Source organism: Pseudomonas sp. 5.2 (assembly GCF_059025405.1).
This window is the reverse complement of sequence record NZ_JBYBHH010000027.1, coordinates 1-24,848: the sequence shown is the minus strand read 5'-3', so window position 1 is coordinate 24,848 and position 24,848 is coordinate 1. Positions and strand designations below refer to the sequence as shown.

Below are 24,848 nucleotides of genomic sequence, written 5' to 3'. Positions count from 1 at the left end.
TTGTTGGAGTGCACCCGTTATCTGACGATGGTGTCGCTACACCTGCCGCTCGGCAATGGCCTAATTGCTCAATCGTGATGAGCGGTTTGGCCTGAGGCCTGTTCGCTCAGGGCCTTGCGCGTCGAGCGCAGGATCAGCCGGCGTTCAGCCTCAAGGTAGGCATGCTGGATCTGCATCCCACGTGCCTCATCAAGCGGGCTTTCTGCCTCCATTTGCTCATCGAACGGTTGCCTGATCTGGACGAATTCATCGTCATGGCGTGCCCGCAGGTATCTGACCCAGAAATCCCGATCACTGATGTAATTCACCAGTGCATCGGTACTTTCCGCCCAGCGCACTGAAGCCGCAGCATTGTCGAGCTGCTGCTGGTTGACGCCACCCAGTGCCTCGAACTGCATGGTTTTTGGCTGACCCGGCAGGTTCAACACACGTGCCAGGCCAATTCGGTAAGCCAAGCTGACCTCAATCTCATCCACGCTGTCACGGGCGCGCTGTGCCGCATCAGCCTCGGCCAACCCGGCGTTGCGCAACCTGTCCTCCTCCAGCGCCACGCGTCGCTCGATATCCAAACGTGCCTGGGCCTCGACTTGCTCCAGCCGGAACAGGCCTGAAGCCAGTTCAAGCAAGGCGCCTTGCTGCGCCGGAGCCCCTTCGGCGCGCATCGCCTGCGCCACCATGACGCCCACCTCCTGCGCACTGAAACACGAGATCACGCTGTCCACACAGCCACGTGAAGAGGCCGTTTCAAACAGCTCATCACGCAAAGCAGCATCCTCGCTGGCCGCCGCGATCACCGTCCATACCCGGCGCGCCAGGTCCTGGGGTTCGCGCCGGAAGTCGCTGGTCAGGGTCAACGCCCTCAGCAAGCTGAAAAACTCAGAACTTTCATCGAGGGCCTGCAATGCATTCCACTGCAGCTCGCGGCCAGCCCTGGCGGGCTCATCCAATTGCTCCAGCCATTGCGCCCGGGCTTGCGCAAAGTTCTCGGCAGGCTCAGGCGGTAGGGCCGGCAGTGGGTTGACGGCATGAAAACGTTCACGCTCGGCCAGTGCCAGCGGGTTGTTCTCCAGCAGTACCGCGCGACGACGCTGCAAGGGCATGGCGAACATGCTTTGCCGCACGTGGGCGATGTGGTTGTCACGCAGGTTGGCCGACTCCAGCTGTACACAACGCTCAAGCCCGACGGGTACGGTCTGCAGGTTGGTCCGCCGCATGTTCAGCACCCTGAGGTGTGCCAACTCACCCAATTGCAGGCTGACGCCGCCCAAGCGGTTGAAGCTCAGGTCCAGCGTGTCCAGTTGCGACAACCCGCTCAGGCTGGTCGCTAACGCCTCGGTCATGCGGATGCGGTTGTGTGACACACGCAGGCTGCTCAGCAGATTCAGCTCGGCGATCTCCGCTGGCAGCGTAGTCAGGGCATTATTGCTGAGATTGAGTAATCGCAGCCCCGTGAAGCAGCGCAGAAAACCTTGTGGCAACGTCTGCAGGCGCAGGCCGATCAAGCCCAGGTCGGTGACATGACCGAACTGCGTGCCGACAGGCAATGTGGGCAAGCTCCCGACCTCAATCCCGACCAGGCTCAAGCGCCGATACTCCCGACTCGCGCCTTGGGCATCGATGCGCAGCCCTTCCAGGCGCCAACTGCGGCGCAACATGCTGGCCACATGATGACGCGCGCCACGCAAGTTGCCGGGCGGCACGTCCAACATCCAGGCATGCAGAGCCCGGTCCATTCCCATATATTCCCTGTACAGCCGGATCATCGCGGCATACGCGGTCTCCGGCGATTCGAGCAATACCGACACGTAGCGGTCCACTTCCAGTGTGCGGAAGGATGGGAACAAATCCCCCACCGCACCGGCCAGGTCTTGCCGGTGCGAATCAGGCAGTTCATCACGCCCGTTGAGCAGGTAACCGACTCGCCCATCGGCAAGCCTTCGCAAAGGGCTGCGCGTAGGCTTGATCTCGCGCAACCCGATGAGGTCGGCTTGCGCCTGACGCTCGCGAGGTAGCCAGCTGCGCAGCGCATTGCGGATTTGCGCGGGGGCCTGGCTGCCATCCCAGGTCAGGCGAGCACGATCACCAGGGGCCAGGTGCCTGGCCAACACGTCGGCGATATCGACGGGGTCGCGCCAGTCGATATCCACTTCACGCCCCTGCGCGTCATAGCACTTGAACCCGCCAGGGCACTTCACCAACACCGTGGTGACATATTCCGAGCCCTTGTCTGGCTGCAACTGCGCCAATAACCGGCCGACATCTGAGCCTTCGCGCAATTGCAAGTCGACCGCCCCGGTCAGGTTGGCCTGCTGGCGCAACAGCGCAAACACCAGTTTGACCGTATCGGGGTGATAGCTGCCCTTGAGGTACAGGCCTTCACGCATGCGCGTCAGCCGCGACAGTTGCAAATGCTCACGGGCCTTTTCGGCAACCGGTAAGGGGATGCGGTCCTCCCTCAGCATCCACTGGCGCTCGGTGTCGGTTGCCGACTTGAGCACATCGAGCGCGTAGGCGTCAGGCAGGCCTTTGAAGTCCCTCTGGATCAACTGCAACAATGGGTCGGTTGCCAGGTATTGGCACGAGAAATGTTCCAGCAGCTGCTCCCGCAGTTCTGCAGCGTCATCCAACAGCTCCAGGCGTTGCTCCTCCAACGACATTGCCTCGATCCGCAAGCTGTCCATGCACCACTGCCACAGCGGGGCGTCTGCCGGCTGGCCTTCGGCCAATTGCGTAAAGAACGCCTCGATTCGCGCCTCAACGGCAAACCGTTCGACCGTGTCACGCAACGCCACCGGTAACGGCCGCGCCTCCACCAACAGCCCGCGCAGGTGCTCCTCGTCGATATCGGCCACTTTGAGGATCTGCTCGATACGTTGCTCGCTCAGCGCTGTCGCCGGCGGCCAAAGGCGACTCAACAGCAGCCCCTCCCCTTGCCACGCCAGTGGTCGCTCGGTCGGCAAGCGCCAGCTGCGCTCGCCGTTGAATTCCAGTAGTGGGCCGAAGCTTGCCTCACGTTGCGGGTGGCACAGCTGCCAGGCACTGCGCCCAGGCACCGGCCTGACCTGGTAGTAGGTATCGCCGTTGCGCCACCAGCGCCCCTCCCCCTTGGCGAGCAAGCCGTTGTCCAGGGCCAGCAGGTCGGTGGGCGGCGCCTTGTCCTCGAAATGGCTGATATCCCCGTTCCACAGCCGCGGCGCTCCGCCATCGTTGAGGACCGGCAACAATTGATCGACCTGCGCGCTGCGGGTGAAGCCTCGGGCGACCACGGCTGTACCGCCAGCCAAGGCAGCGCCGACCGCCAGCGTTTCAGCGACGCCCAGCAGGTGCTCGATGGCTTCATGGCGATGCCCCTGATGCCAGTCCTCGACCCCCTCGCACACCTCCTTCAGCGTCTGGCCGATCATGTCGGCCGCCAGCACCTCACCGATTACAGGCACGAACAGGCCGGCCAGGTTGAGCAGGCCCATCCCTATCGCTTCCAGCGTTTTCAGGCGTTGGGCGCTGACCCGGGCATCGACCTGCGCGGTGGGCACCGCGATAAACCCCGCGTTGTCGCGAATCCGCTGCAACTGCTGGGCTGCCAAGGTCGCGAACAACGCCTCATGGATCTCTTCGCAAGCACACTGAGCATCGGTCTGCGCATCGCCCAGGCGCTTACTCAAGGTGGTCAGGTACTCAGGGCGGTCGGCTAACGCGATGCGCTGGCTAAATGCCCGCTGATAGCCGGGCTCGCGCAAACGCCTGCCAAGGTCCAGGCTGGCCTCGCGCCAAGTGCCATAGGCACGTAGCGACTGTTCAGGATCGCCTGGCAGATACAGGATGACACCGGTCACTACGCTTGAAGACCCAGAGCCGAACAAGGGGGCAACATCCATTCGCTCGAATGCGATGGCACCCTCTACCCGACAGCCGAGCACGGTCAACGCCCCTACATAGGCGCGGTTGCTGCGGGCGTGCGTCGGTGGCTTGCCTTGCAAAATCCGCCGCAACATCGCAAGGTCATCGTCCGGTAGCTGCTCTTTCAACGCCGCGATTTCGATTGCCAAGGCCAGCTGCAAGCGCTTGTCTTCGGTAATCAGGGCCATGCAGTCGGCATCGAGCAGCGTGTCGAGGTGCTGCTGGTACTGCTTGCCAATATCCAGCGCCCGGCAGGTCTCGACCAGCGTGTCAGCCGAGGTGGTCAACACCTCCTCCGCATCGCCCGTTACTGGATCGTGCGGGTACACCAGGCCAGTATCTGGATAGAACGAATCTCCTGCCCTGAAGTTCTGCATGAGTCTTTGCAATGCCGGCTGGCGCAGGAAGTAGGATTCGAACTGCCTGGCAGGCGCCTCGTCAACTTTCTTGAAGCGCTCCTCTCGCCATTGCGCCTTCGCCAGCGTGATGTTCAGTGCCATGGCGACGCGCAACCGCTCTTGCAGCAACGCCGTGGCGAACGTGTCGATCGGCTGCAGTTGGGCAAACGTCTGCTGAATCTTCTGTTGGCTCTGGATGTGCGCGTCGAAGCTGCTGCGCAGAGCCAGCAACTGATCGTGATCAGCGTTTTTCAGCCAATCAGGCAGCGTTTGCGCGATGAACGCATCGGTTGCCTGTTGGCGCGGGAGGTCTGGGGTCGGTTCGGTCATGGTGGTGATCACAGTGGTGGATGAGCCGCTAACTCTGCGGCTCACCACCCGCTGCCTGAACCCGGAAAACCGCCCCTGCAGGCACGTTCAAGGGCTGATGGCGCAGCTAATGTCAGCCCTGGCGGGCCAGGTTGGTCCTCAGCTCGAAGCGCGTCAGTGCCACGCTGTGACGGTGCAGGGCTGACTCGTGCTCGATTTCCAGGTTCTCCAAGGCCTGCGCACGCACTGGCGCAGGTGCGTCTGGCTGCTCGGCATGGAACCGGCGGACACGCTCGCCATGAGCACGCTCCAAGGCGAGAAAGTCTTCCGCGTGTTGGCTACGCAAGTAGCGCTGCCAGAACGCACGTTGGCTCAAATCTTCGGCGAACGTCTCGATATCGCCCACCCGTTCGATACGTTGCCTGGCATCGTCTATCGATGCCTCACTGACACCCAGCGCCTCGGCGTCACGCAACGTGTGGGGTTGGCCAGGCAGGTTCAGGGCCTCCCTCAGCCTGACACGAAAGAGCAAGTCGATGTCCCGGACATCGACATCCGCCAAGCCCATCAACGCGGGGTCATCCAGCCGGGCGATTTCCCGCTGCTCATTCACCTGTGCGGCCGTCTCCCGTGCAATCACTGCCAGGAAGTCCAAACGAAACAGGCTGAGCCCCAAGCCGATATGCTCGTTGATGCGCTCGAGCCGGTGGGCATTTGCCGCAGCGCGTGCCTGCAAGCTATGCAGTTGCATCCGGCTGAACACATCCACTGCTCGTCTCTCGTCCGCGGGCGTATCGCCAGCTTGCTCGAATACGGCATCGCGCAGCGTGTCATCGCGTTGCATCTGCTCCAGCAGTGACCATACCTGCCCGGCGATATGCGGGCGTGCCTGCTCGTAATCCGAGGCATGCTCCAATTGCCCCAACAATTGAACGAAAGCGTCGCTGTTGCGATGCGTGGCCATTGCTGCCCATGCCAAGCCCCGCTCGGCCTGCAGTGACTCAGGCGAGGCCTGAAACCACAGGCCGCGCACGTAGGCGGGGTCCACTGCGGCCTCCGGGACTTCCGGTATCACCTCTGGCGCGTAAAGTGCCATGACTTGGCGGTTGCTCAAGCGGTTGCGCTCCACCAGAAACACCTGCCGGAAGGCTTGCGGCATCTGCAGCGTTTCATCAGCCACCGCGCTGAGCTGGTTGTCACGCAGGTCGACCACTTGCAGGTTCTGGCACAGCTCGATGTACTGCGGCCAGATGCCGAGCCGGCAATGTCGCAGGTTCAAGTGCATCAGTTGCTGCAGCCGATTGAAGCGCAAGTGCAGCGCCCCCAGCGGGTTGTAGCTCAGGTCCAGCCGTGACAGTTCGGACAGCCCGGCAAGTGTCTCGACAGCCGATGCATTCAGGCGGATCAAATTGCGCGCCAGCCGCAGTGTGCGTAACTGGGGCAGGTAGCTGAGCCCGGGCGGAATACTCAACAACCGGTTACCACTGAGGTTCAGGTAGTTCACCTGGGTGAAGCTGTGCAGAAAGTCACTCGGCACACTACTGATGGCGGTGTCGTTAATGACCAGCGACGTCACGAAGCGAAATTGCACATGCCCCGGCAGTGCCGGCAGGCTGGCCTGTTCGCCGAAGCCCAGTGACAAGCGCTCCCCTTGTCCACGCCAGGCACGGAGCACCCGATCGGCGATCAACTGCCGACTGGCCCGCCTGCTGTTGCTGAACTCTGCGGATACCCAACGGTTGACCGCCCGATTCAATTGCTCATGGTCATCCTGCAAACCTGCCAGCCGTGCAAACGGCATGTCCTCGCCCTGCAGCAGGTGCTCCAGTTCCTGGCTCAGCTGGTTGTCGTCCAAGCCCGGGAAAAGCCGGCGCAAGCCGGTGAGCAAGGTTTGCCGCGGTGTCTGTACCACCGCACCACGGCCGCTGAGCAGATAGCCCACGCGACCATCGGCCAGGCGCTGGCCCGGGTTGAACCAGCGCTGTTGCGGCGTCCACCCAAGCAGTGCCACACAATCCTGGTGTGAGGCTGGCAACTGTGCTCGCAGCTTTTCTCGCAAGGCCAGGGCCGGGTCATTCCCTTCAAGGCCGAGTGCTTGCAATTGGGCGGGCGACAACGCCGCGACCAGGGCTTCGAAAACCGTGGCAGGCACCGGGTGGGGCTGTGGCAGGGCTTGCCCTTGCGCATCGTACAGCTGGAAATACCGATTGATGCGAACCAACTGAACACGCGCCGTTTCCTGGCCCTCTGGAACAAAACTGGCCACCAGTCGGCCCTGCGGTGTCGCCTCGCGCACCTCTAGCGCAACCCCGGCGGGCCACGCTGGCAGCTTGCGCAGCAAGGCGACGGCAAGCTCATCGGTTTCGCTGCAACTGGCACTGGCCAGGTAAAAACCTTCGATGGCCCGGGTCAGGCGTGCGGCGCGCAGCAGCGCTCGCGCTTTGCTGGCCAGTGGCAGTGGTAAGCGCTGCTCGCGACGGGCAATGGCATATTCGACTGCACTGCAGTCTTTCAATACCTCAGGAATGTAACCCTTCGGCAAGCCTGGGAACTCGCGCAACACCAGGCCGGCCACCGATGCGGCAGAGCGCGGGGCATAGGCCAAATGTTCGAACGCACGCCAACGCATGGCCGGCAGCTGTTGCAGCAGCCTGTCGCGCAGGCCGGCTTGGGGGCCTGCCACTTCACGCTGCGCGCTTAGCCAGGTCAGCAACTCTTCATCACGGGGCAGACGCGTTTCGTTGTTCAAATGGCGAGCGAAGGCCTCGATACGTGCGTCCGCAGCAAAACGGCGCAGTGTATCGGCGAGGGTGATGGGTGCCGGACGGTTCTCCACCAGCACACCGCGCAGCTCATCCTGGTCGATACCGGCCACCTTCAGGATCTGCTCGGCCCTCTCCCTGTCGACGGGCGAATCCTGTGGCCACAGGCAATCGAGCATGCGGGCGCTGTCGTCCCACGCCAGTGGCTGGTCGAGCTGCAAGCGCCAGCCGCGCTCGCCGTTATGCACCAGCGCCGGCCCATAAGCACTGTCGTCCAGCGGATGGCGCAAGCACCAAGAACCGTTGGCCACAGGGCGATGCACTTCGTAATAACGGGCCTGCAACCGCATCCAGCGGCGCTTGCCCGCGCCATACAGGCCATCAGGCTGCAGGCTTCGGTCTTCAGGGGTTGTTTCATATGGGGCCAAGTCGTTGTTCCAGAGCCGCACCTGCTGCGTGCCCAGCGCGACGGGTTCGAGCTTGTCGACGAACACACTGCGCACCACCGCCACCCCGGCGACCGTGGCGCCGGTGAGCGCCACCACCTCGGCGACGCTGAGAAAATGCTGCAGCGCCTCATGCTGATGGCCCCGCGACCAATCCCTGACGCCCTCGAACACCTCGGACAAGGTCTGTACCACCAGTTGCCCCAACAGCAACGCGCCCACTGCTGGCACGAACAGCCCGGCCAGGTTGACCACGCCGACACCCAGCGTCTTCCACATCTGCAGGCTGTGTTCGGCTGCAGCCTCGTCGACGTCGGCAGTAGGCACGAGCAGCAACCGGGCATCGGCTTTCGCTTGTAGCACTTGCAGCCGGGCTAGCGTAAGGAAGGCGTCCTCGACCATTTCACCCCGTGTCAGCGACAGGTCCGGCTGCGTGTCCTGCAAGCGCAAGCTGAGGGTCTGCATAAACCCAGGACGCTGCTTCAGGCTCACTTGCTGCGCCAACGCCTGTCGAAAGCCCGCTTGCTGCAACTCGACGGCAAGCTTCTGCTGCATCTCGGTCATCGAGCCATAGCGGCGCAAGGCGTAATGCGAATCGCCAGGCAGGTACAGCAGCACGCTCTGGCTGACGTTGGCGGGTGTACGCAGCTCTATTAACAAAGTATTGGAAAGTGTCTGCCCGAGCATCTCGAGCGTGCTGACACTGTGAGGTTTGGGCTGCCCATAGGTATTCGGGGAAAACGCCGCAATCTCGCGCAGGGCGGCATGCTCCCACGGGCTAAGGTGCCCTTTGAGCGCCGCAAGCTCAGTGGCCAGACTGAAGCCGCTGCGTTTATCTGCGCCAAGCAAGTTCAGGTTCTGTGGGTTGTAGACCTGGTCTAGTTCATCCTGGTAGCGCCTGCCTACGTCCAGTTGTCGATAGCGTTCGAGAAACGCATCATCGGCTTCCAGCAGCAGGGAAGTGCTCCCTTCAAAACCCAGGCCCTTGCTCAGTACAACATCAGCACTGGCTTGCAGGCCCTGCATCAGGCGGGCCAGAGCAGGTTCGTAGGTGTACTTGCGGGGGTAGACAAACCTATTCAAATTCGGCTGGGCTACGTTGACCACTTTGATCCAGGACAGATCAGCCAAGCGCACGTCGTGGGGCACGTTGTCCGGCAGCAACGTTTGAAAATGTGTTTCGGCAAATTGCCGCAGCGCAGGCAAGCCACCTATTGCCTCATGCAGTTGATCTTGGCTGTTCTTGTGCTCACTGAAACGGCTGCGTAGCGCATTGATCTGCGCCCGCGTGGCGCGCTTTAGCCAGTCGGGTAGCTGGCCCTTGATGAAGTCATCCGTTGCAGTCGACAGCTTCGCTTGCACGGCAGGCGATTGCTGAGTGGCAGTTGGCGTGGGCATGGCGGTTCCAGTGGTAGGCGATGGGCCGTACATGCTTGTGCCTGCATGCCCTACCCATAAGCTGGAAACGCTTCAATCGCCTCGCGCTTCGCCAAGGCCTTCTGCCTGGATCAGCGCCCGGTAGTGCCCCGGATTGCAACCAAACCACTTGCGAAAAGCCTTGTAGAACGAACTGCTGTCGGCAAACCCCAGCCGCTCAGCGATTTCGCCCAGGGCCGGCTCCGTTTGCGCCAGCCAGGCGATGGCCAGCTCACGGCGGGCGCTGTCTTTGAGCCGCTGATAAGTCTGGCCCTCGTCGGCCAAGCGCCGCCGCAGGGTCGCGCCAGACAGGCACAAGCCGTGCGCAAGGCTTTCGGCATCCGGCCACTGCGCCGGGTCAAGAGCCAGCAGTTGGCCACGGATGCGCCGGGCCAGGCTGGCCGGGTCGCGGTACTTGACCAGGATGTTGCCCGGCGCCTCGGCCAGAAAACGCTGCAATTCCTGCGGCGTGCGCTTGAGCGGCAGGTCCAGGCAGTCGGCCGCAATGATGATGCGCGAGCGCGGGCGTTCAAACTGCAGGTTTTCCGAGAACATCACCCGGTAATCGTCACAGAACGGCGGCTCGGCGCAGCGCAGGTCGATGGCCAGGATCGGAATGCGTCGCCCCGCCAGCCAACAAGCGACGCCGTGCACGATCATCCAGAAGGTGAAATAGGTAAAGGCCCGGCGCGGTTGCTCACGCGGCTCGTTGATGACGATTTCGGCCAGGCTTTGCTGGCGCACCACGCTTGGCTGCAGGTCTTCGAGCATCAACGACAGAAAGCCCATGGCAATTTCTAGGCCAGCCCCGAGAGTAGGCTGCGCCATGGCCGCACGCGTCAGAAAGGCCAGGCTGCCCACCGGCAGCCCGCGCGGGTCCATGGCAAAAAACTCGTCGTTGCAGCGACGCGCCAGCAGCCGCCACAGCCGCGCATAGGCATCGGCAGAGACGCGTGCCTGGGGCAACTCGAGCTGCGCCGGGTCGATGCCGGCACGCTGCAGCACGCTGACATCGGGCTGCCCGGCCGGGCAGGTTTGCAACAGGGCTTCACGCACCAGTTGCATGGAGATGGTGTCTTTATCGCTCATCGGCCATCCAGGTGGGTCTATGCCGGCCATCTTAGGCCGGGGCAGGAAAAACGCCAGCGTTGCCTCACAGGTTGGCCGCCAAACCCAGAAACGCCTGGATCAACCGCAGTTCGCGGCGCCGCTCCAGGCAGCCGATCATGTGCTGGTTAACCAGGCCGTCTCCCGCCAGCGGCCGCGCCACCACGCGCGGGTCGTGGGCCACCTCGGTCGACGACACCACGCCAACCCCCAGTTCCGACGCCACTGCCTCGGTCACCGCTTCACGGCTGTCGAGCTCCAGCAGCACACGGGGCTGCACCCCGGCAGCGGCACAGGCCTTGTCGAACGTACGGCGGGTGGTCGAACTGGGCTCGCGCAGCACCATGATCTGCTGATTCAGCGCGGTCAACGGCAAGTCGCCCTCGCCGCTCGCCCACGCATGGCCCGCCGGTAGCAGCGCACACAGCCGCGACTCGCACAGGCTTTGCAGGTACAGACCCTTGCGCGGTTCGATTTCGGTCAGCACCGCGACATCGGCGTGCTCGGACAACAGCGCGGCCAAGGTTTCCTGGGCATTGCCCAAGCGCAGGTTGACGGTGATGCCCGGGTAGCGCTCGCGCAACTGGGCGAGCATCGGCATCACGCGGTGCGGGCCGTCCGCCGCCACCTCCAGGCGCCCCGTCAGCAACTGTCGGTTGGCTTCGAGCATCGCCTGGGCTTCTTCGGCCAGGCCGAACATGGCCCGGGTGATGGCCGCCAGCCGCGTGCCCTCCTCGGTCAGCTCCACCCGCCGCGCCGTGCGCCTGAGCAGGGTGATCTGGTAGTGCTCCTCCAGCGCCTTGACGTGCCCAGTCACGGCCGGCTGGCTGATGAACAGCCGCGCGGCGGCACGGGTGAAGCTGCCCTCACGGGCGACGGCATCGAAAGCGCGGAGCTGGAACAGGTTCATGTTTATCGGCCTGACTTATGGCTGGCATAACAACAAACAATTTGATTGATAGCTTAGCCAATTGCAACCTAGCCCCCGTAGTTTCAGCGCCAGATTTTTCGGCTGACCACCCGCCGCTTGTGAGGAACCACGGAATGAGCAACGCACCCATCCTGCTGACCCCCGGCCCCCTGACCACGTCGCTGCGCACCCGCCAAGCCATGCTGGTGGACTGGGGCTCCTGGGACAACGCCTTCAACCAACTCACCGCCAGCGTCTGCGAGCAACTGCTGGCGATCATCGACGGCAGCGTCAGCCACCACTGCGTCCCCCTGCAAGGCAGCGGCACCTTCGCCGTGGAAGCCGCCATCGGCACCTTGGTACCCCGCAATGGCAAGGTGCTGGTGCTGATCAACGGCGCCTATGGCCAACGCCTGGCGAAAATCTGCAAGGTGCTGGGCCGCACCTACAGCACCTTCGAAACCGCCGAAGACCAACCGACCACCGCCGCCGATGTCGACCGCCTGCTGGGCGCCGACCCAGCCATCACCCACGTGGCGTTGATCCACTGCGAAACCAGCACCGGTATCCTCAACCCGCTGGCCGAGATCGCCCAGGTGATCAAACGCCACGGCAAGCGCCTGATCATCGACGCCATGAGCTCGTTCGGCGCGCTGCCGATCGATGCCCGCGAGGTCCCCTTCGACGCACTGATCGCCGCCTCGGGCAAGTGCCTGGAAGGCGTGCCGGGGATGGGCTTCGTCTTCGCCGAAAAAACCGCCCTGGCCGCTGCCGAAGGCAACGCCCACTCGCTGGCCATGGACCTGCATGACCAGCACGCCTACATGGCCAAGACCGGCCAGTGGCGCTTCACCCCGCCCACCCACGTGGTCGCGGCGCTGCATGAAGCGCTGCAGCAGTACAACGAAGAAGGGGGCCTGCCTGCGCGCCACCAGCGCTACGCCGACAACTGCAAAACCCTGCTCGACGGCATGGCCGCCCTCGGCCTGCGCAGCTTCCTACCGGCCGAGATCCAGGCGCCGATCATCGTCACCTTCCATGCCCCAAACGATGCCCGCTACCAGTTCAACGACTTCTACGAGCGGGTCAAGGCCAAGGGCTTCATCCTCTACCCCGGCAAGCTGACCCAGGTCGAGACCTTCCGCGTCGGCTGCATCGGCGTGGTCGGGCCGGAGGGCATGCAGGCTGCGGTCAACGCCGTGGCCGAGGTGCTGCGGGAAATGGAAGTGCTGGACATTTGACCCTTTGCCCACCCCAATTCAGGAAATAGCGCACATGAACTACAGCAACCCTACCCAACTGCAAGCCGCCATCCTCGACTGGGCCGGCACCGTGGTCGATTTCGGCTCGTTCGCCCCCACCCAGATCTTCGTCGAAGCCTTCGCCGAGTTCGACGTCCAGGTGTCCATCGAAGAAGCCCGAGGCCCGATGGGCATGGGCAAGTGGGACCACATCCGCACCCTGTGCAACGTGCCGGAAATCGCCGAACGCTACCGCAAGGTGTTCGGCCGCACGCCCACCGACGATGACGTCACGGCCATCTACAACCGCTTCATGCCGCTGCAGATCGAGAAGATCGCCGTGCACTCGGCGCTTATCCCGGGCGCCCTGGACACCCTCACCGGCCTGCGCCAGGACGGCCTGAAGATTGGCTCGTGCTCGGGCTACCCGAAGGTGGTGATGGATAAAGTGGTGGAGTTGGCCGCCCAAAACGGCTATGTCGCCGACCATGTGGTGGCCACCGACGAAACCCCGAACGGCCGCCCCTGGCCGGCCCAGGCCCTGGCCAACGTGATTGCCCTGGGCATCGATGACGTGGCCGCCTGCGTGAAGGTCGATGACACCGTACCGGGCATCCTCGAAGGCCGCCGTGCAGGCATGTGGACGGTGGCACTGGTGTGCTCCGGCAACGCCCTGGGGCTGACCTGGGAAGGCTACCGGGCATTGAGTGCCGAGAAACTGGAGCGCGAGCGCACGCGCATTCACGCGCTGTTCGCCAGCTCCCGCCCGCACTACCTGATCGACACCATCAATGAGCTGCCCGAAGTGATTGCCGACATCAACCGGCGCCTGGCCAAGGGCGAGATGCCGCAGGCATCCTGACCGGGTAGGAGCAGCCTTGTGCTGCGAAGAGGCCAGTGACCACAGCGAAGATCGAGGGTGTGGTCACTGGCCTCTTCGCAGCACAAGGCTGCTCCTACACCGTTCGCATGCGGCCAAGGTATTGAGCCTACTGCGGCAACTGCACCTGCGGCTTGGTGGCGACAAAAATGGCCCAGCTCGACACGAACAATGCGGCGATCAATGGCCCGATCACAAACCCGTTGAGCCCGAACACCGCCAACCCACCCAATGTGGACACCAGAATCAGGTAATCCGGCATGCGCGTGTCCTTGCCCACCAGAATCGGGCGCAGCACGTTGTCCACCAGGCCGATCACCAGCACCCCGAACGCCGTGAGGATCACCCCCGGCAGAATCGCCCCGCTCAACAGGAAATACGCCGCCACCGGCGCCCACACGATCCCCGCCCCCACCGCTGGCAGCAGCGACAGAAACGCCATCATCACCGCCCACACCAACGCACTGGGGATATCCAGCACCCAGAATATGAAGCCGCCAAGCGCGCCCTGGGTAATGGCAACCAACACGTTGCCCTTGACCGTTGCCCGCACCACGCGGTTGAACTTCAGCTGCAAGCGGCGCTTCTGGTGTTCGGGCAGCGGCACCGCAAGCCGCACGCGGCGCGCGACTTCCGCGCCCTCGCGCAGGAAAAAGAACAGCAGGTACACCATGATGCCGAAGCTCACCAGAAACTCGAATGTGCCCTGCCCAAAGCTGTAGGCCTGGCTGGCCAACGCCTGGCTGCCTTGGGTGGCCCATTTGGTGATCTTCTCGCGCAGCCCTTCCAGGTTGCCGATGCCCAAGCTGTCCAGGCCGTGCTGCACAAACCCCGGCAGCATGTTCATGCCATGCTCGACGTAGCCGGCAATGTCCAATTGCCCGCTCTCGATGCGCTGGTACAACGTCGCCCCCTCTTGCACCAACAAGGCACTGGTGATGATCACAGGCAATACAGCCACCACCAGGCAAATCAACAGCGTCGTGGCGGCGGCAAGGTTGCGCCGTCTGCCAAACCGTATCAGCAGGCTGCGCTGCAGCGGCGCGAACAGGATGCCAAGAATCACCGCCCAGAAGATGGCCCCGTAGTAAGGCAGCAAGATCCACACGAAGGCGATGGTCACCAGTGCCAGTAGCACGGCCAAGGCTCTGTTCTGCAAAGCGGTTTCGTTCATGAAGGATCCTCAAGTGTCCTGAACGTTAGTGCGCGGCGTAAGGGTAAAAGTGCCGTCGCGCCGTTGATTCAGGTCAATGCCAGCAAAACCGCCAAGCCATAGCATTCAGGCCTTTTGCCCCGGTGCGCACATGACCCTTCCCGCCAAGCCCGAACTGCTGGCCCCCGCTGGCACCCTCAAGACAATGCGCTACGCCTTCGCCTATGGCGCCGACGCCGTCTATGCCGGCCAACCACGCTACAGCCTGCGGGTGCGCAACAACGAATTCGACCACGCCAACCTGGCGCTGGGCATCCAGGAAGCTCATGCACTGGGCAAGCGTTTCTACGTGGTGATCAACATCGCCCCGCACAATGCCAAGTTGAAAACCTTCCTCAAGGACCTCGCACCGGTGATCGCGATGGCGCCGGATGCGCTGATCATGTCCGACCCCGGCCTGATCATGCTGGTGCGCCAGCACTACCCACAGATGCCGGTGCATTTGTCGGTGCAGGCCAACACCGTCAACTGGGCCAGCGTGCAGTTCTGGCAGCAGTTGGGGCTGAGCCGGGTGATCCTGTCGCGGGAGCTGTCGCTTGAAGAAATCGAAGACATCCGCCAACACGTGCCGGACATGGAACTGGAAGTGTTCGTCCACGGTGCCCTGTGCATGGCCTACTCCGGCCGCTGCCTGCTCTCGGGTTACCTCAACAAGCGCGACGCCAACCAAGGCACCTGCACCAATGCCTGCCGCTGGAAATACGACGCCACGCCGGCCAGCGAGGATGCCACCGGCGACATCGTGCGCGAAGTGCAACCGACCCTGGGGCTCGGTGCCCCTACCGATCAGGTCTTCCTGCTGCAGGAAAGCAACCGCCCGGACGAAGCGATGCCGGCGTTCGAGGACGAACACGGCACCTACATCATGAACGCCAAGGACCTGCGCGCCATCCAGCACGTCGAACGCCTGGCCAGCATGGGCGTGCACTCGCTGAAAATCGAAGGCCGCACCAAGTCGCACTTCTACTGCGCCCGCGCGGTGCAGTCCTACCGCCAGGCCATCGACGACGCCGTGGCAGGCCGGCCTTTCGACCGCGCCCTGATGGGCAACCTCGAATCCCTGGCGCAGCGCGGCTACACCGAAGGCTTCCTGCGCCGGCATGTGCACGATGAGTACCAGAACTACCAGCGTGGCAACTCGGTGTCTGACCGCCAGCAGTTCGTCGGCGAACTGACCGGCGCGCGTGTGGACGGCCTGGCTGAGGTCAAGGTCAAGAACCGCTTCGCCGTGGGCGACCACCTGGAGCTGATGACCCCGCGCGGCAACTACCATTTCGACCTGCACCGCCTGTGCGACCGCCAGCAGCAGGCCATCGAGGTAGCTCCGGGTGACGGCCATGTGGTGTACCTGCCGATTCCGGAGCAGGTCCCGCTGGAGTACGGCCTGCTGATGCGTGACCTGCGCCACGACGAGGCCGCCGCCTGACAACGCTGTAATGCGCAGCTCAGCTGGCTGACAGCCAGCAACGGCCAACATCAAGGCTCTCTCGCATGAGGCCACGCCATGTTGCGCAACCCCTCCCGCCGTACCTTCGTCAAAGGCCTGGGCGCCGCCACTACGCTGGCGGGCCTGGGGCTGTGGCGGCCGCTGGCCCAGGCCGCCAATGGCCGCGACCTGGCCGGTCAGCACTTCGAGCTGTTGGTCGGCCAGACCGCAGTCAACATCACCGGCCGCCCACGCACCGCCCTGACCGTCAACGACAGCCTGCCCGGCCCGCTGCTGCGCTGGCGCGAAGGTGACACCGTCAGCCTGCGCGTGCGTAACCGGCTCGACCAGAGCACCTCGATCCATTGGCATGGCATCCTCCTGCCGGCCAACATGGACGGTGTGCCAGGCCTGAGCTTTGCCGGTATCGAGCCGGGCGGCGACTACCTCTACCACTTCACCCTGCGCCAAAGCGGCACCTACTGGTACCACAGCCATTCCGGGTTGCAGGAGCAGGCCGGGGTGTATGGGGCGATCGTTATCGAACCCCGCGAACCCGAGGCGCATCAGTACCAGCGTGACCATGTGCTGCTGTTCAGCGACTGGTCGGACCAGCCCCCTGAACAGCTGTTGGCGACCCTGAAAAAACAGTCCGACGCCTTCAACTACCACAAACGCACGCTCGGCGATTTCATCGCTGACGTGGCCGACCATGGCTGGAGCACCACCGTCGCCGAGCGCATGAGCTGGGCCCGCATGCGCATGAGCCCCACGGACCTGGCCGATGTCAGCGCAGCCACCTACACCTACTTGCTCAATGGCCAACCACCGGATGGCAACTTCACCTGCTTGTTTCAGCCGGGCGAAACCGTGCGCCTGCGGCTGATCAACGCCTCGGCCATGACCTATTTCGACTTCCGCATCCCCGGCCTGACACTGACCGTGATCGCCGCCGACGGCCTGCCGGTGACACCCGTGAGCGTGGACGAACTGCGCATCGCCGTGGCCGAAACCTACGACGTGCTGGTGACCGTCGGCGACCTGCCCGCCTACACGCTGTATGCCCAGAGCATGGACCGCAGTGGCTACGCGCGCGGCACCCTGGCCCGCGCCAACGGCCTGCAGGCACCCGTGCCGCAACCCGACCCGCGCCCCGTACTGAGCATGGCCGACATGGGCCACGGCGCCATGGCAGGCATGGACCACAGCAACATGGCCGGCATGGACCATTCCAGCATGGCCGCCCTGCAGCAACACCCACCCAGCGAAACCGGCAACCCACTGGTAGACATGCAAACCATGGCCCCACGGCCCAACCTCGCCGACCCAGGCATCGGCCTGCGCAGCAACGGCAGGCGCGTGCTGACCTACGCCGACCTGCGCAGCCCTTACCCCGACCCGGATGGCCGCGAACCCTCACGCGACATCGAGCTGCACCTGACCGGCCACATGGAGCGCTTTGCCTGGTCGTTCGACGGGGTCAAGTTCAGCGATGCCGCACCGTTGCGCCTGGCCTATGGCGAGCGGGTGCGCATCACCTTGGTCAACGACACCATGATGACCCACCCCATCCACCTGCATGGCATGTGGAGCGACCTGGAAGACGAACAGGGGCGCTTTATGGTGCGCAAGCACACCGTCGACATCCCGCCTGGCAGCCGTCGCAGCTACCGAGTCACTGCCGACGCCCTCGGCCGCTGGGCCTACCACTGCCATTTGCTCTACCACATGGAGACCGGCATGTTCCGCGAGGTACGCGTCGATGAATGAGCTCAATAACCGTCGCATCGTCACCGGTGTGGCCCTGGTGGCGCTGCTCGCCAGTGAACGCGCCATGGCCGCCGGCCTGCAGCACATGGGCCACGGCGCCATGCCCATGGACCACAGCCAGATGAACCACGCAACGCCGCCTGCGCAACAGCCGCGTACGCCGCTGCCGGTGCTCAGTGACGCCGACCGTCGCGCAGCCTTCCCGCCGCTGCCAGGGCACCAGGTGCATGACCGGGCACTGAACGGGGCGGTGATCGTCGACCAGCTTGAATACCAGCACTTCGACAGCAGCGGCGCGTTGAACTGGAACGCCGGCGCCTGGGTCGGCGGCGACATCGACCGCCTGTGGCTGCGCAGCGAGGGCGAACGCGAGCAGGGTAAGACCCATAAGGCCGAACTGCAGGCGCTCTGGGGCCACGCCATCAGCCCTTGGTGGGAACTGGTCGGCGGCCTGCGCCAAGACTTCAAGCCCGCCAGCGGGCAGGCCTGGGGAGCCTTCGGTATCCAGGGCACGCCGCTGTATGGCGTTGAGCTGGAGGCCACTGCCTACGTCGGCGAGCGGCAACAGACCGCGCTGCGCCTGGAAGCCGCTTACGCTATGCTGCTGACCAACCGCTGGGTACTCGAACCCACCCTGGAAGCCAATGTTTTTGGCCGCGACGATGCGCGCCGCGAGCAAGCCACGGGGCTGGCCGACAGCGAAATCGGCCTGCGCCTGCGCTATGAAATCAGCCGTGGTTTCGCGCCGTACGTCGGGGTCAGTTTCAATCGCTTGCACGGCAACCGCGCCGACCAGGCCCGCGAAGACGGCGAAGACACCGGCCAGACCCGCCTGGTGGCCGGTATCCGCCTGCGTTTCTAAAGGAGTGTTTCACCATGCTGCACAAACACCTGCTGACCCTCGGGCTGCTGGCTATCACTGGCCTGGCCCAGGCCGCCGAGGCCATCGATGTCTACCGCGACCCCAACTGCGGCTGCTGCAAGGCCTGGATCAGCCACCTGCGCGACAACGGCTTCACCGTCAACGACCACGTCGAACCGAACATGAGCGCAGTCAAGCAACGCCTGGGCGTGGCACCGCGCCTGGCGTCGTGCCATACCGGGGTGATCGACGGCAAGTTCGTCGAAGGCCATGTGCCGGCCGAACAGGTCCGCCTGCTGGCCAAACGCAACGACCTCAAGGGCCTGGCCGTCCCCGGCATGCCCATGGGCTCGCCGGGGATGGAAATGGGTGACCACAAAGACGCCTACCAGGTCATCGGTGTGACCCAGGATGGCCAGGACACCGTGGTCGCCAACTACTGATGCTCAGCGAGTGGGCGCTGTTCCTCAGCGCCTTCGGCGCCGCCACCCTGCTGCCGCTGCAATCGGAGGCCGTGCTGGTTGGTTTGCTGCTGCGCCAGCCCGACGCTTGGCCGACCTTGTTGCTGGTGGCCACCTTGGGCAATGTGCTCGGTTCAGTGGTCAACTGGGTATTGGGCCGGGCCATCGAGCACCTGCGTGACAAGCGGTGGTTCCCGTTCAGCGCCCGCCAGCTCGAACGCGCGCAACACCGCTACCAGCGCTGGGGGCAGTGGTCGCTGCTGCTCAGCTGGATGCCAGTGATCGGCGACCCGCTGACCCTGATCGCGGGGATCATGCGTGAGCCCTTCTGGCGCTTTATGCTGCTGGTGACCCTGGCCAAGGCCGGCCGTTACGCCGTGGTGGCGATGATCACCCTGGGCTGGTTTCACGCCTGGTAACACCTTTGCCGCTTCAGGCGGTCAACTGACTGATACAGTCGCCTATTCCTACATGGCCCTACACGGAGTGCCCCCATGCTGCGCGCAACCGCCCTGGCCCTTGCCTGCCTTGTCGGCGGCCCGGCCCTTGCTGCCGAGTCGCCCACCTACGGCAAACAACTCGAAGGGTTCAGCTACCCTCACCCGCTCAAGCATTTCGACTTCAGCTCCCAGGGCCAAGCCCTGCAGATGGGCTACATGGACGTACCCGCCCAAGGCCAGGCCAATGGCCACAGCGTGGTGCTGATGCACGGCAAGAACTTCTGCGCCGCGACCTGGGAAACCACCATCAATGCCCTGAGCAAAGCCGGCTACCGGGTCATCGCCCCCGACCAGGTCGGCTTCTGCACCTCAAACAAACCTGCGTATTACCAGTACAGCTTCCAGCAATTGGCGGACAACACCCACGCCTTGCTCGACCAGCTGGGCGTCAAGCAGGCCATTGTGCTTGGCCACTCCACCGGCGGCATGCTCGCGACCCGCTATGCGCTGATGTACCCGCAGCAAGTCGAACGCCTGGCGATGGTCAACCCGATTGGCCTGGAAGACTGGAAGGCCCTGGGCGTCCCCTACCGTACGGTGGACCAGTGGTATGCACGGGAGCTCAAGCTCGATGCCGCAGGGGTGCGTGAGTATGAGCGCAAGACCTATTACGCCGGGCGCTGGAAGCCGGAGTATGAGCGCTGGGTACAGATGCTGGTGGGCCTCAACCAAGGGCCGGGGCATGAAGCAGTGGCGTGGAACTCGGCGTTGATCTACGACATGATTTTCACCCAGCCGGTGTACCACGAGTTCAAGGACCTGAAGATGCCGACCCTGTTGCTGATCGGTGACCAGGACACCACGGCCATCGGCAGCGACATCGCGCCGCCAGAGGTCAAGGCACGCTTGGGCAAATACCAGGTGCTGGGGCCACAGGTGGCCAAGCTGATCCCCCAGGGTGAACTGGTGACGTTCGAGGGTATGGGCCACGCGCCGCAGATCGAAGAGCCGGTGCGGTTCAACCGGACGCTCATCGAGTGGTTGGGGCGCTGAGGGGCTGGCCCCCAACCTACTGAGTGGGCGCAACTGCCTTCGGCAAAATCTAAACTTATGCGCGATCACTGTGCGGGCTTGCCCGCGAACACGGGCGCAGCCCGTGCCATCCATCGCGTCGCTTGCTTCGCGGGCAAGCCCGCTCCCACAGGGGCCTAGCCGAAGCGTTGCAACTGCATCTCGCGTAAGCGGCTCAAGGTGCGTTGATACGGAAACGCCAGGTACCCTTGGGTATAAAGCGCGTCAAGCGGCACCTGCGCCTCCAGGTACAACGCCACCCGGCGGTCGTAGCATTCGTCGACCAGGGCAATGAACCGGCGCACCGCATCGTCCTTGGGCGACAGCGCCGGCAGCTCCCGGTCCCCTGCCGCGACCCGCGCCGCACCATCCTCGGTACCGCGGGCAATCCGCCCGGCCCGTTGCTCGCCACCTAACGCTGGCACGCCTTCCAGCAGAATCGACGGGAAACGGTCGCACAGGGCCATGAACTCCATCGCCGCCAAGGGCTGCTCGCAGAGGTCGGTGAAGCGGCACCAGATGGCCTGCTCGCTGCGCCGGATGACGTTTATCTGCCTTGAGCCAATGGCCAGCGGCTGCTCGCTGCCGGGGTCAGCCGGGCTGAGTTGGCGGAACACTTCACCCAGCACGCCGCGCTCACCGGCCTCAGTGACCCAGTAACGTTGCCGCACAGCGCCCGGATGCAGGCGATGGTCCTGCTCCCCGGCCACCGACAACACCCGCATGTGCCGTTCAATGGCGGCAATCGCGGGCAGGAAGCGGTCACGGTTAAAGCCATCGCGGTAGAGTTGGTCGGGCGGTTGGTTAGAGGTGGCGACAATCACCACGCCCTGGTCGAACAACACCTGGAACAGGCGGCCGAGGATAATCGCGTCACCGATGTCATTGACGAACAACTCGTCGAAGCACAGTACGCGAATCTCCCGGGCCAGTTCACGGGCCAGGGCCAGCAGCGGGTCGGCGGTGCCGTTGAGCTGGAACAACCGCTGGTGCACCCAGGCCATGAAATGGTGAAAGTGCTGGCGCCGGCTGGGGTGTTGCAGGCAACGGTGAAACTGGTCCATCAGCCAGGTCTTGCCCCGGCCGACAGGGCCCCAGAGGTAGACACCCTGGGTCAGGCGGCCCTGTTCGATCGCCTCGAAACAGGCCTGCAACGCATCGACTGCGTGGGCCTGGGCGGGGTCATGGACATAGCCGTGGTCGGTCAGGGCTTGTTGGTAGAGGGTCTGCGGTTGGGCGGTCATGCCGCATTATCGGTACTGGCCCCATCGTCAGCAAGCCAGCCCCGCTCCTGTGTAGGAGCAGCCTTGTGCTGCGAAGAGGCCAGTGCAGGCCACAACTATCTAAAGTGTCACCACCGGCCTCTTCGCAGCGCAAGGCTGCTCCTACACGAACCGTGCATGGCAGAAGCCAGCGCTTCAGCCCTCGCCCAACCCCACTTTCAACAGTGCCCCGTCCTTGTCATCGGTCAACACGTACAGATACCCATCCGGGCCTACCCGCACATCACGGATACGCGCCTTGAGGTCCCCCAGCAAACGCTCTTCGTGCACCACCTTGTCGCCCTCGAGCTGCAGACGGATCAATTGCTGAGTAGCCAGCGCCCCAATGAACAGGTTGTGGTCCCACGCTTTGAACGTCGGGCTGTCGTAGAACGCCATGCCGCTGATGCCAGGTGACTTTTCCCAGACATGGTGCGGGTCGACCATGCCATCGACGTGCTTGCCCTTGGCCTCCGGGATCGGCAGCAGCGAGTAATTGATGCCGTGGGTGGCAACCGGCCAGCCGTAGTTCTTGCCGGGCTGGGGAATGTTGATCTCGTCGCCGCCCCGCGGGCCGTGTTCGTGGGTCCAGAGCTTGCCAGTCCAAGGGTTGAGTGCTGCGCCCTGCTGATTGCGATGGCCGAACGACCAGATCTCGGAGCGCACGTTGTCTTTGCCGACGAAGGGGTTGTCTTTGGGCACTTCGCCGTCAGGCAAGATCCGCACGACCTTGCCTTGCAGCTTGTCGAGGTCTTGGGCAGTCGGCCGTTGGTTGTTCTCGCCCAGGGCAATGAACAGGTAACCGTCTCGGTCGAACACCAGCCGCGAACCGAAATGGTTGCCTACCGAGAGCTTGGGCTGCTGGCGGAAGATCACGGTGAAGTTTTCTAGCCGTGCGCGGTCTTCGGACAGCTGACCGCGGCCGACCGCCGTCCCTGCCTTGCCATCATTGCCCGCTTCGGCATAGGACAGGTAAACGGTGCGGTCCTTGCCGAACTCCGGCGACAACACCACGTCCAGCAACCCGCCCTGCCCTTCGGCCCAGACCTGAGGCACGCCACTGATGGGCGGGCCGACCTTACCTTCTGCGTTGACTACCCGCAGGTTGCCGGGGCGCTCGGTCACCAGCATGTCCTTGCCGCCCGGCAAGAAAGCCAATGCCCAAGGGTTGCGCAGGCCATCGGCGACGGTGCTGACGGTCACTGGCCCTTCTTCGCTGGGGAACTGCTGCTCGGAAGCCGCGTGCGCCAACAGGGGCAGCAGCGCGGCAGCGGTCAAGGTGGTCAGCCAGGTAGCTCGGGTCATGCAGAATTCCTTTCGACGGGGCTTACGGCGCGCGTGGGTTATCGCGCGGCGGCCGGGTGGGTTCCAGATTAGGCGCTTGCTGTTGGCGGCGCAGGTTGTCGCCGTTGCCAATGCCGCGGTTGTCCAGCGAGGGCGTGCGCTGGTAGGGGTCGGTGGACGGGCCACGCACGGGCGGTGTGGCCGGCATGCTGCCCTGGCGGCTATTGGGGTTGGCGCGCTGGATCGGGCTGTTGTAGGGGTTGTTGTTGCTGGCCGCGAGTTGCAAGGGCGCAACCGGCGCTGCGCGCGCGGGCAGGCACAACGCCAGGCCAATGGCCAGGATTGGCAGTGCTAGGTTCATGCTTCACCTCCTGTACGAAATGCCGCGCCTTGTGCGTTGGATAGCCTAAGGCGCGAGGGGTTCGCGGCAAAAGTGTGAAAGCGGCTGGAGATAATTCCTGATGTTTCAGTATGGACCCCAAGGGGCTGCAGCGCAGCCCCGCCGGGCTCATTGGCCGCTGCGGAAGGCCATCCACAGGCGGTTACGCTGGCGCAAGTCGGACAGCGCCATGCTGCGGTCGGCGTACAACCGTTGACGCACCTGGGCTGGCGGGTAGATGTCCGGGTCGTTGCGCACGGCAGCGTCGACCAAGGGGGTGGCCGCTTGGTTGGCATTGGCGAAGAACAGCGTGTTGGTCAGCGCGGCGATCGAGTCCGGCTTGAGCATGAAGGCGATGAACGCGCGGGCTGCCTCGGGGTGTGGCGCGTCCTTGGGGATGACCAGGTTGTCCTGCCAGACCAAGGTGCCTTCCTGGGGGATGCGGTAGATCAGCTCGAACGGTTTGCCAGCACGGCGTGCCTGGTCGGCGGCCATCGCCGCATCACCGTTGTAGGTGAGCGCCAGGCACACGCTGCCATTGGCCAGGTCGCTGATCTGCCGGCCGTTGGCAACATAGCGCACAGAGGGCTGCAGCTGGTTCAGCAGTGCCTGCGCGGCGTCCAAGTCGGCCTTGTTCTGGCTGTAAGGGTCCTTGCCCAGGTAGTTCAAGGTCAGGCCGATCACTTCCTGCGGCGAGTCGGGCATGGCGATGCCGCAATCCTTCAGGCGGCTGGCGTACTCCGGTTTGAACAACAGGTCGAGGCTGTCCAGCGGCACATCGCCCAGGCGCTGGCGCACGGCCTCGACATTCACCCCCAGGCCCAGCGTGCCCCAGGTGTAAGGCACCGCGTAGCGGTTGCCGGGGTCGGCCTCGGCCAGTTTGGCCAGCAAGTCCTTGTCGAGGTTGGCATAGCCGGGCATGGCCTGGGCATCGAGCGGCTGCAGGGCCTTGGCCTTGAGCGCCCGGGCCAGCACGGTGGATGACGGCACCACCACGTCATAGCCGCTGCCACCGGTCAGCAGCTTGGTCTCCAGCACCTCGGTGGTGTCAAAGGTGTCGTAGCGTACCTTGTAGCCCGTTTCGCGCTCGAAGCGCTGGAGGGTTTGCGGGGCGACATAGTCGGCCCAGCTGTAGAGGTTGACGACCTTCTCCTGGGCTTGCAGCGGCAGGGCCAGGCACAGGGACAGCAGGCACAGCGATCGACGCATGACGGACACCTCGGCAAAGGGAGCTGTCCGTCACTGTAGTCCACACCACTCGCGCCCTGCACGATTCGGGTAGGAGCAGCCTTGCGCTGCGAAGAGGCCAGTGGC

Annotated in this window: 17 protein-coding genes; 8 read left to right on the top strand and 9 right to left on the bottom strand. The window is 64.0% G+C overall.

Annotated features, from left to right (window positions below):
- Positions 1-68: 68 nt before the first annotated feature.
- The 4 genes from AC5PZ0_RS27020 to AC5PZ0_RS27005 form a co-directional block, all read right to left on the bottom strand.
- On the bottom strand, positions 69-4,670 hold the full coding sequence (locus tag AC5PZ0_RS27020) for an NEL-type E3 ubiquitin ligase domain-containing protein (protein ID WP_493856106.1): 4,602 nt from the start codon (positions 4,668-4,670) through the stop codon (positions 69-71).
- Positions 4,671-4,737: 67 nt separating this feature from the next.
- Positions 4,738-9,210, bottom strand: coding sequence for an NEL-type E3 ubiquitin ligase domain-containing protein (locus AC5PZ0_RS27015; protein ID WP_493856105.1), 4,473 nt, complete (start codon positions 9,208-9,210; stop codon positions 4,738-4,740).
- Positions 9,211-9,282: 72 nt separating this feature from the next.
- Positions 9,283-10,317 (bottom strand): AraC family transcriptional regulator, encoded by a 1,035-nt coding sequence (locus AC5PZ0_RS27010; protein WP_454242224.1) that lies wholly within the window; start codon positions 10,315-10,317, stop codon positions 9,283-9,285.
- Between the two features lie 64 nt (positions 10,318-10,381).
- Complete coding sequence (locus AC5PZ0_RS27005; RefSeq protein ID WP_493856104.1) at positions 10,382-11,245, bottom strand: LysR substrate-binding domain-containing protein; 864 nt, start codon at positions 11,243-11,245, stop codon at positions 10,382-10,384.
- Between the two features lie 134 nt (positions 11,246-11,379).
- On the opposite strand from AC5PZ0_RS27005, the gene AC5PZ0_RS27000 reads away from it, so the two are divergent.
- Positions 11,380-12,486 carry a 2-aminoethylphosphonate--pyruvate transaminase gene (locus AC5PZ0_RS27000; RefSeq protein WP_493856103.1) on the top strand — a complete coding sequence of 369 codons (1,107 nt, stop codon included), beginning with the start codon at positions 11,380-11,382 and terminating at the stop codon, positions 12,484-12,486.
- 34 nt (positions 12,487-12,520) lie between these two features.
- Positions 12,521-13,348, top strand: a complete 828-nt coding sequence (gene phnX / locus AC5PZ0_RS26995; RefSeq protein WP_027596561.1) for a phosphonoacetaldehyde hydrolase — start codon at positions 12,521-12,523, stop codon at positions 13,346-13,348.
- 127 nt (positions 13,349-13,475) lie between these two features.
- On the opposite strand, the gene AC5PZ0_RS26990 is transcribed toward phnX, so the two are convergent.
- Positions 13,476-14,540 carry an AI-2E family transporter gene (locus AC5PZ0_RS26990; protein ID WP_027596563.1) on the bottom strand — a complete coding sequence of 355 codons (1,065 nt, stop codon included), beginning with the start codon at positions 14,538-14,540 and terminating at the stop codon, positions 13,476-13,478.
- A 130-nt stretch (positions 14,541-14,670) separates the two neighbouring features.
- Between AC5PZ0_RS26990 and trhP the strand changes: the two genes are divergently transcribed.
- From trhP to AC5PZ0_RS26960, 6 genes are all read left to right on the top strand, one after another.
- Positions 14,671-16,005 carry a prephenate-dependent tRNA uridine(34) hydroxylase TrhP gene (gene trhP / locus AC5PZ0_RS26985; RefSeq protein ID WP_493856102.1) on the top strand — a complete coding sequence of 445 codons (1,335 nt, stop codon included), beginning with the start codon at positions 14,671-14,673 and terminating at the stop codon, positions 16,003-16,005.
- Positions 16,006-16,083: 78 nt separating this feature from the next.
- A complete protein-coding gene (locus AC5PZ0_RS26980; RefSeq protein ID WP_493856101.1) occupies positions 16,084-17,775 on the top strand; it encodes a copper resistance system multicopper oxidase in 1,692 nt (563 codons plus the stop codon).
- The gene (locus AC5PZ0_RS26975; protein ID WP_493856100.1) at positions 17,768-18,637 is read left to right on the top strand and encodes a copper resistance protein B; all 870 of its coding nucleotides are present in this window, start codon (positions 17,768-17,770) and stop codon (positions 18,635-18,637) included. Before AC5PZ0_RS26980 ends, AC5PZ0_RS26975 begins: the two co-directional genes overlap by 8 nt.
- 14 nt (positions 18,638-18,651) lie before the next feature.
- Positions 18,652-19,080, top strand: coding sequence for a DUF411 domain-containing protein (locus AC5PZ0_RS26970; RefSeq protein ID WP_027596567.1), 429 nt, complete (start codon positions 18,652-18,654; stop codon positions 19,078-19,080).
- The gene (locus tag AC5PZ0_RS26965) at positions 19,080-19,517 is read left to right on the top strand and encodes a YqaA family protein (protein WP_027596568.1); all 438 of its coding nucleotides are present in this window, start codon (positions 19,080-19,082) and stop codon (positions 19,515-19,517) included. Before AC5PZ0_RS26970 ends, AC5PZ0_RS26965 begins: the two co-directional genes overlap by 1 nt.
- Before the next feature lie 75 nt (positions 19,518-19,592).
- Entirely contained in the window at positions 19,593-20,591 is a 999-nt protein-coding gene (locus AC5PZ0_RS26960; protein ID WP_493856099.1) for an alpha/beta fold hydrolase, read from the top strand.
- Between the two features lie 155 nt (positions 20,592-20,746).
- On the opposite strand, the gene zapE is transcribed toward AC5PZ0_RS26960, so the two are convergent.
- The 4 genes from zapE to AC5PZ0_RS26940 all read right to left on the bottom strand — a co-directional run bounded on the left by zapE (position 20,747) and on the right by AC5PZ0_RS26940 (position 24,743).
- Positions 20,747-21,853 carry a cell division protein ZapE gene (gene zapE / locus AC5PZ0_RS26955; RefSeq protein ID WP_493856098.1) on the bottom strand — a complete coding sequence of 369 codons (1,107 nt, stop codon included), beginning with the start codon at positions 21,851-21,853 and terminating at the stop codon, positions 20,747-20,749.
- Between the two features lie 174 nt (positions 21,854-22,027).
- Positions 22,028-23,176, bottom strand: a complete 1,149-nt coding sequence (locus tag AC5PZ0_RS26950) for a PQQ-dependent sugar dehydrogenase (protein WP_099429988.1) — start codon at positions 23,174-23,176, stop codon at positions 22,028-22,030.
- 22 nt (positions 23,177-23,198) lie between these two features.
- Positions 23,199-23,516: a hypothetical protein gene (locus AC5PZ0_RS26945; RefSeq protein ID WP_027596572.1), complete on the bottom strand. Its 318-nt coding sequence runs from the start codon at positions 23,514-23,516 to the stop codon at positions 23,199-23,201.
- Positions 23,517-23,663: 147 nt separating this feature from the next.
- The gene (locus AC5PZ0_RS26940; protein WP_265969127.1) at positions 23,664-24,743 is read right to left on the bottom strand and encodes an extracellular solute-binding protein; all 1,080 of its coding nucleotides are present in this window, start codon (positions 24,741-24,743) and stop codon (positions 23,664-23,666) included.
- Positions 24,744-24,848: the final 105 nt, after the last annotated feature.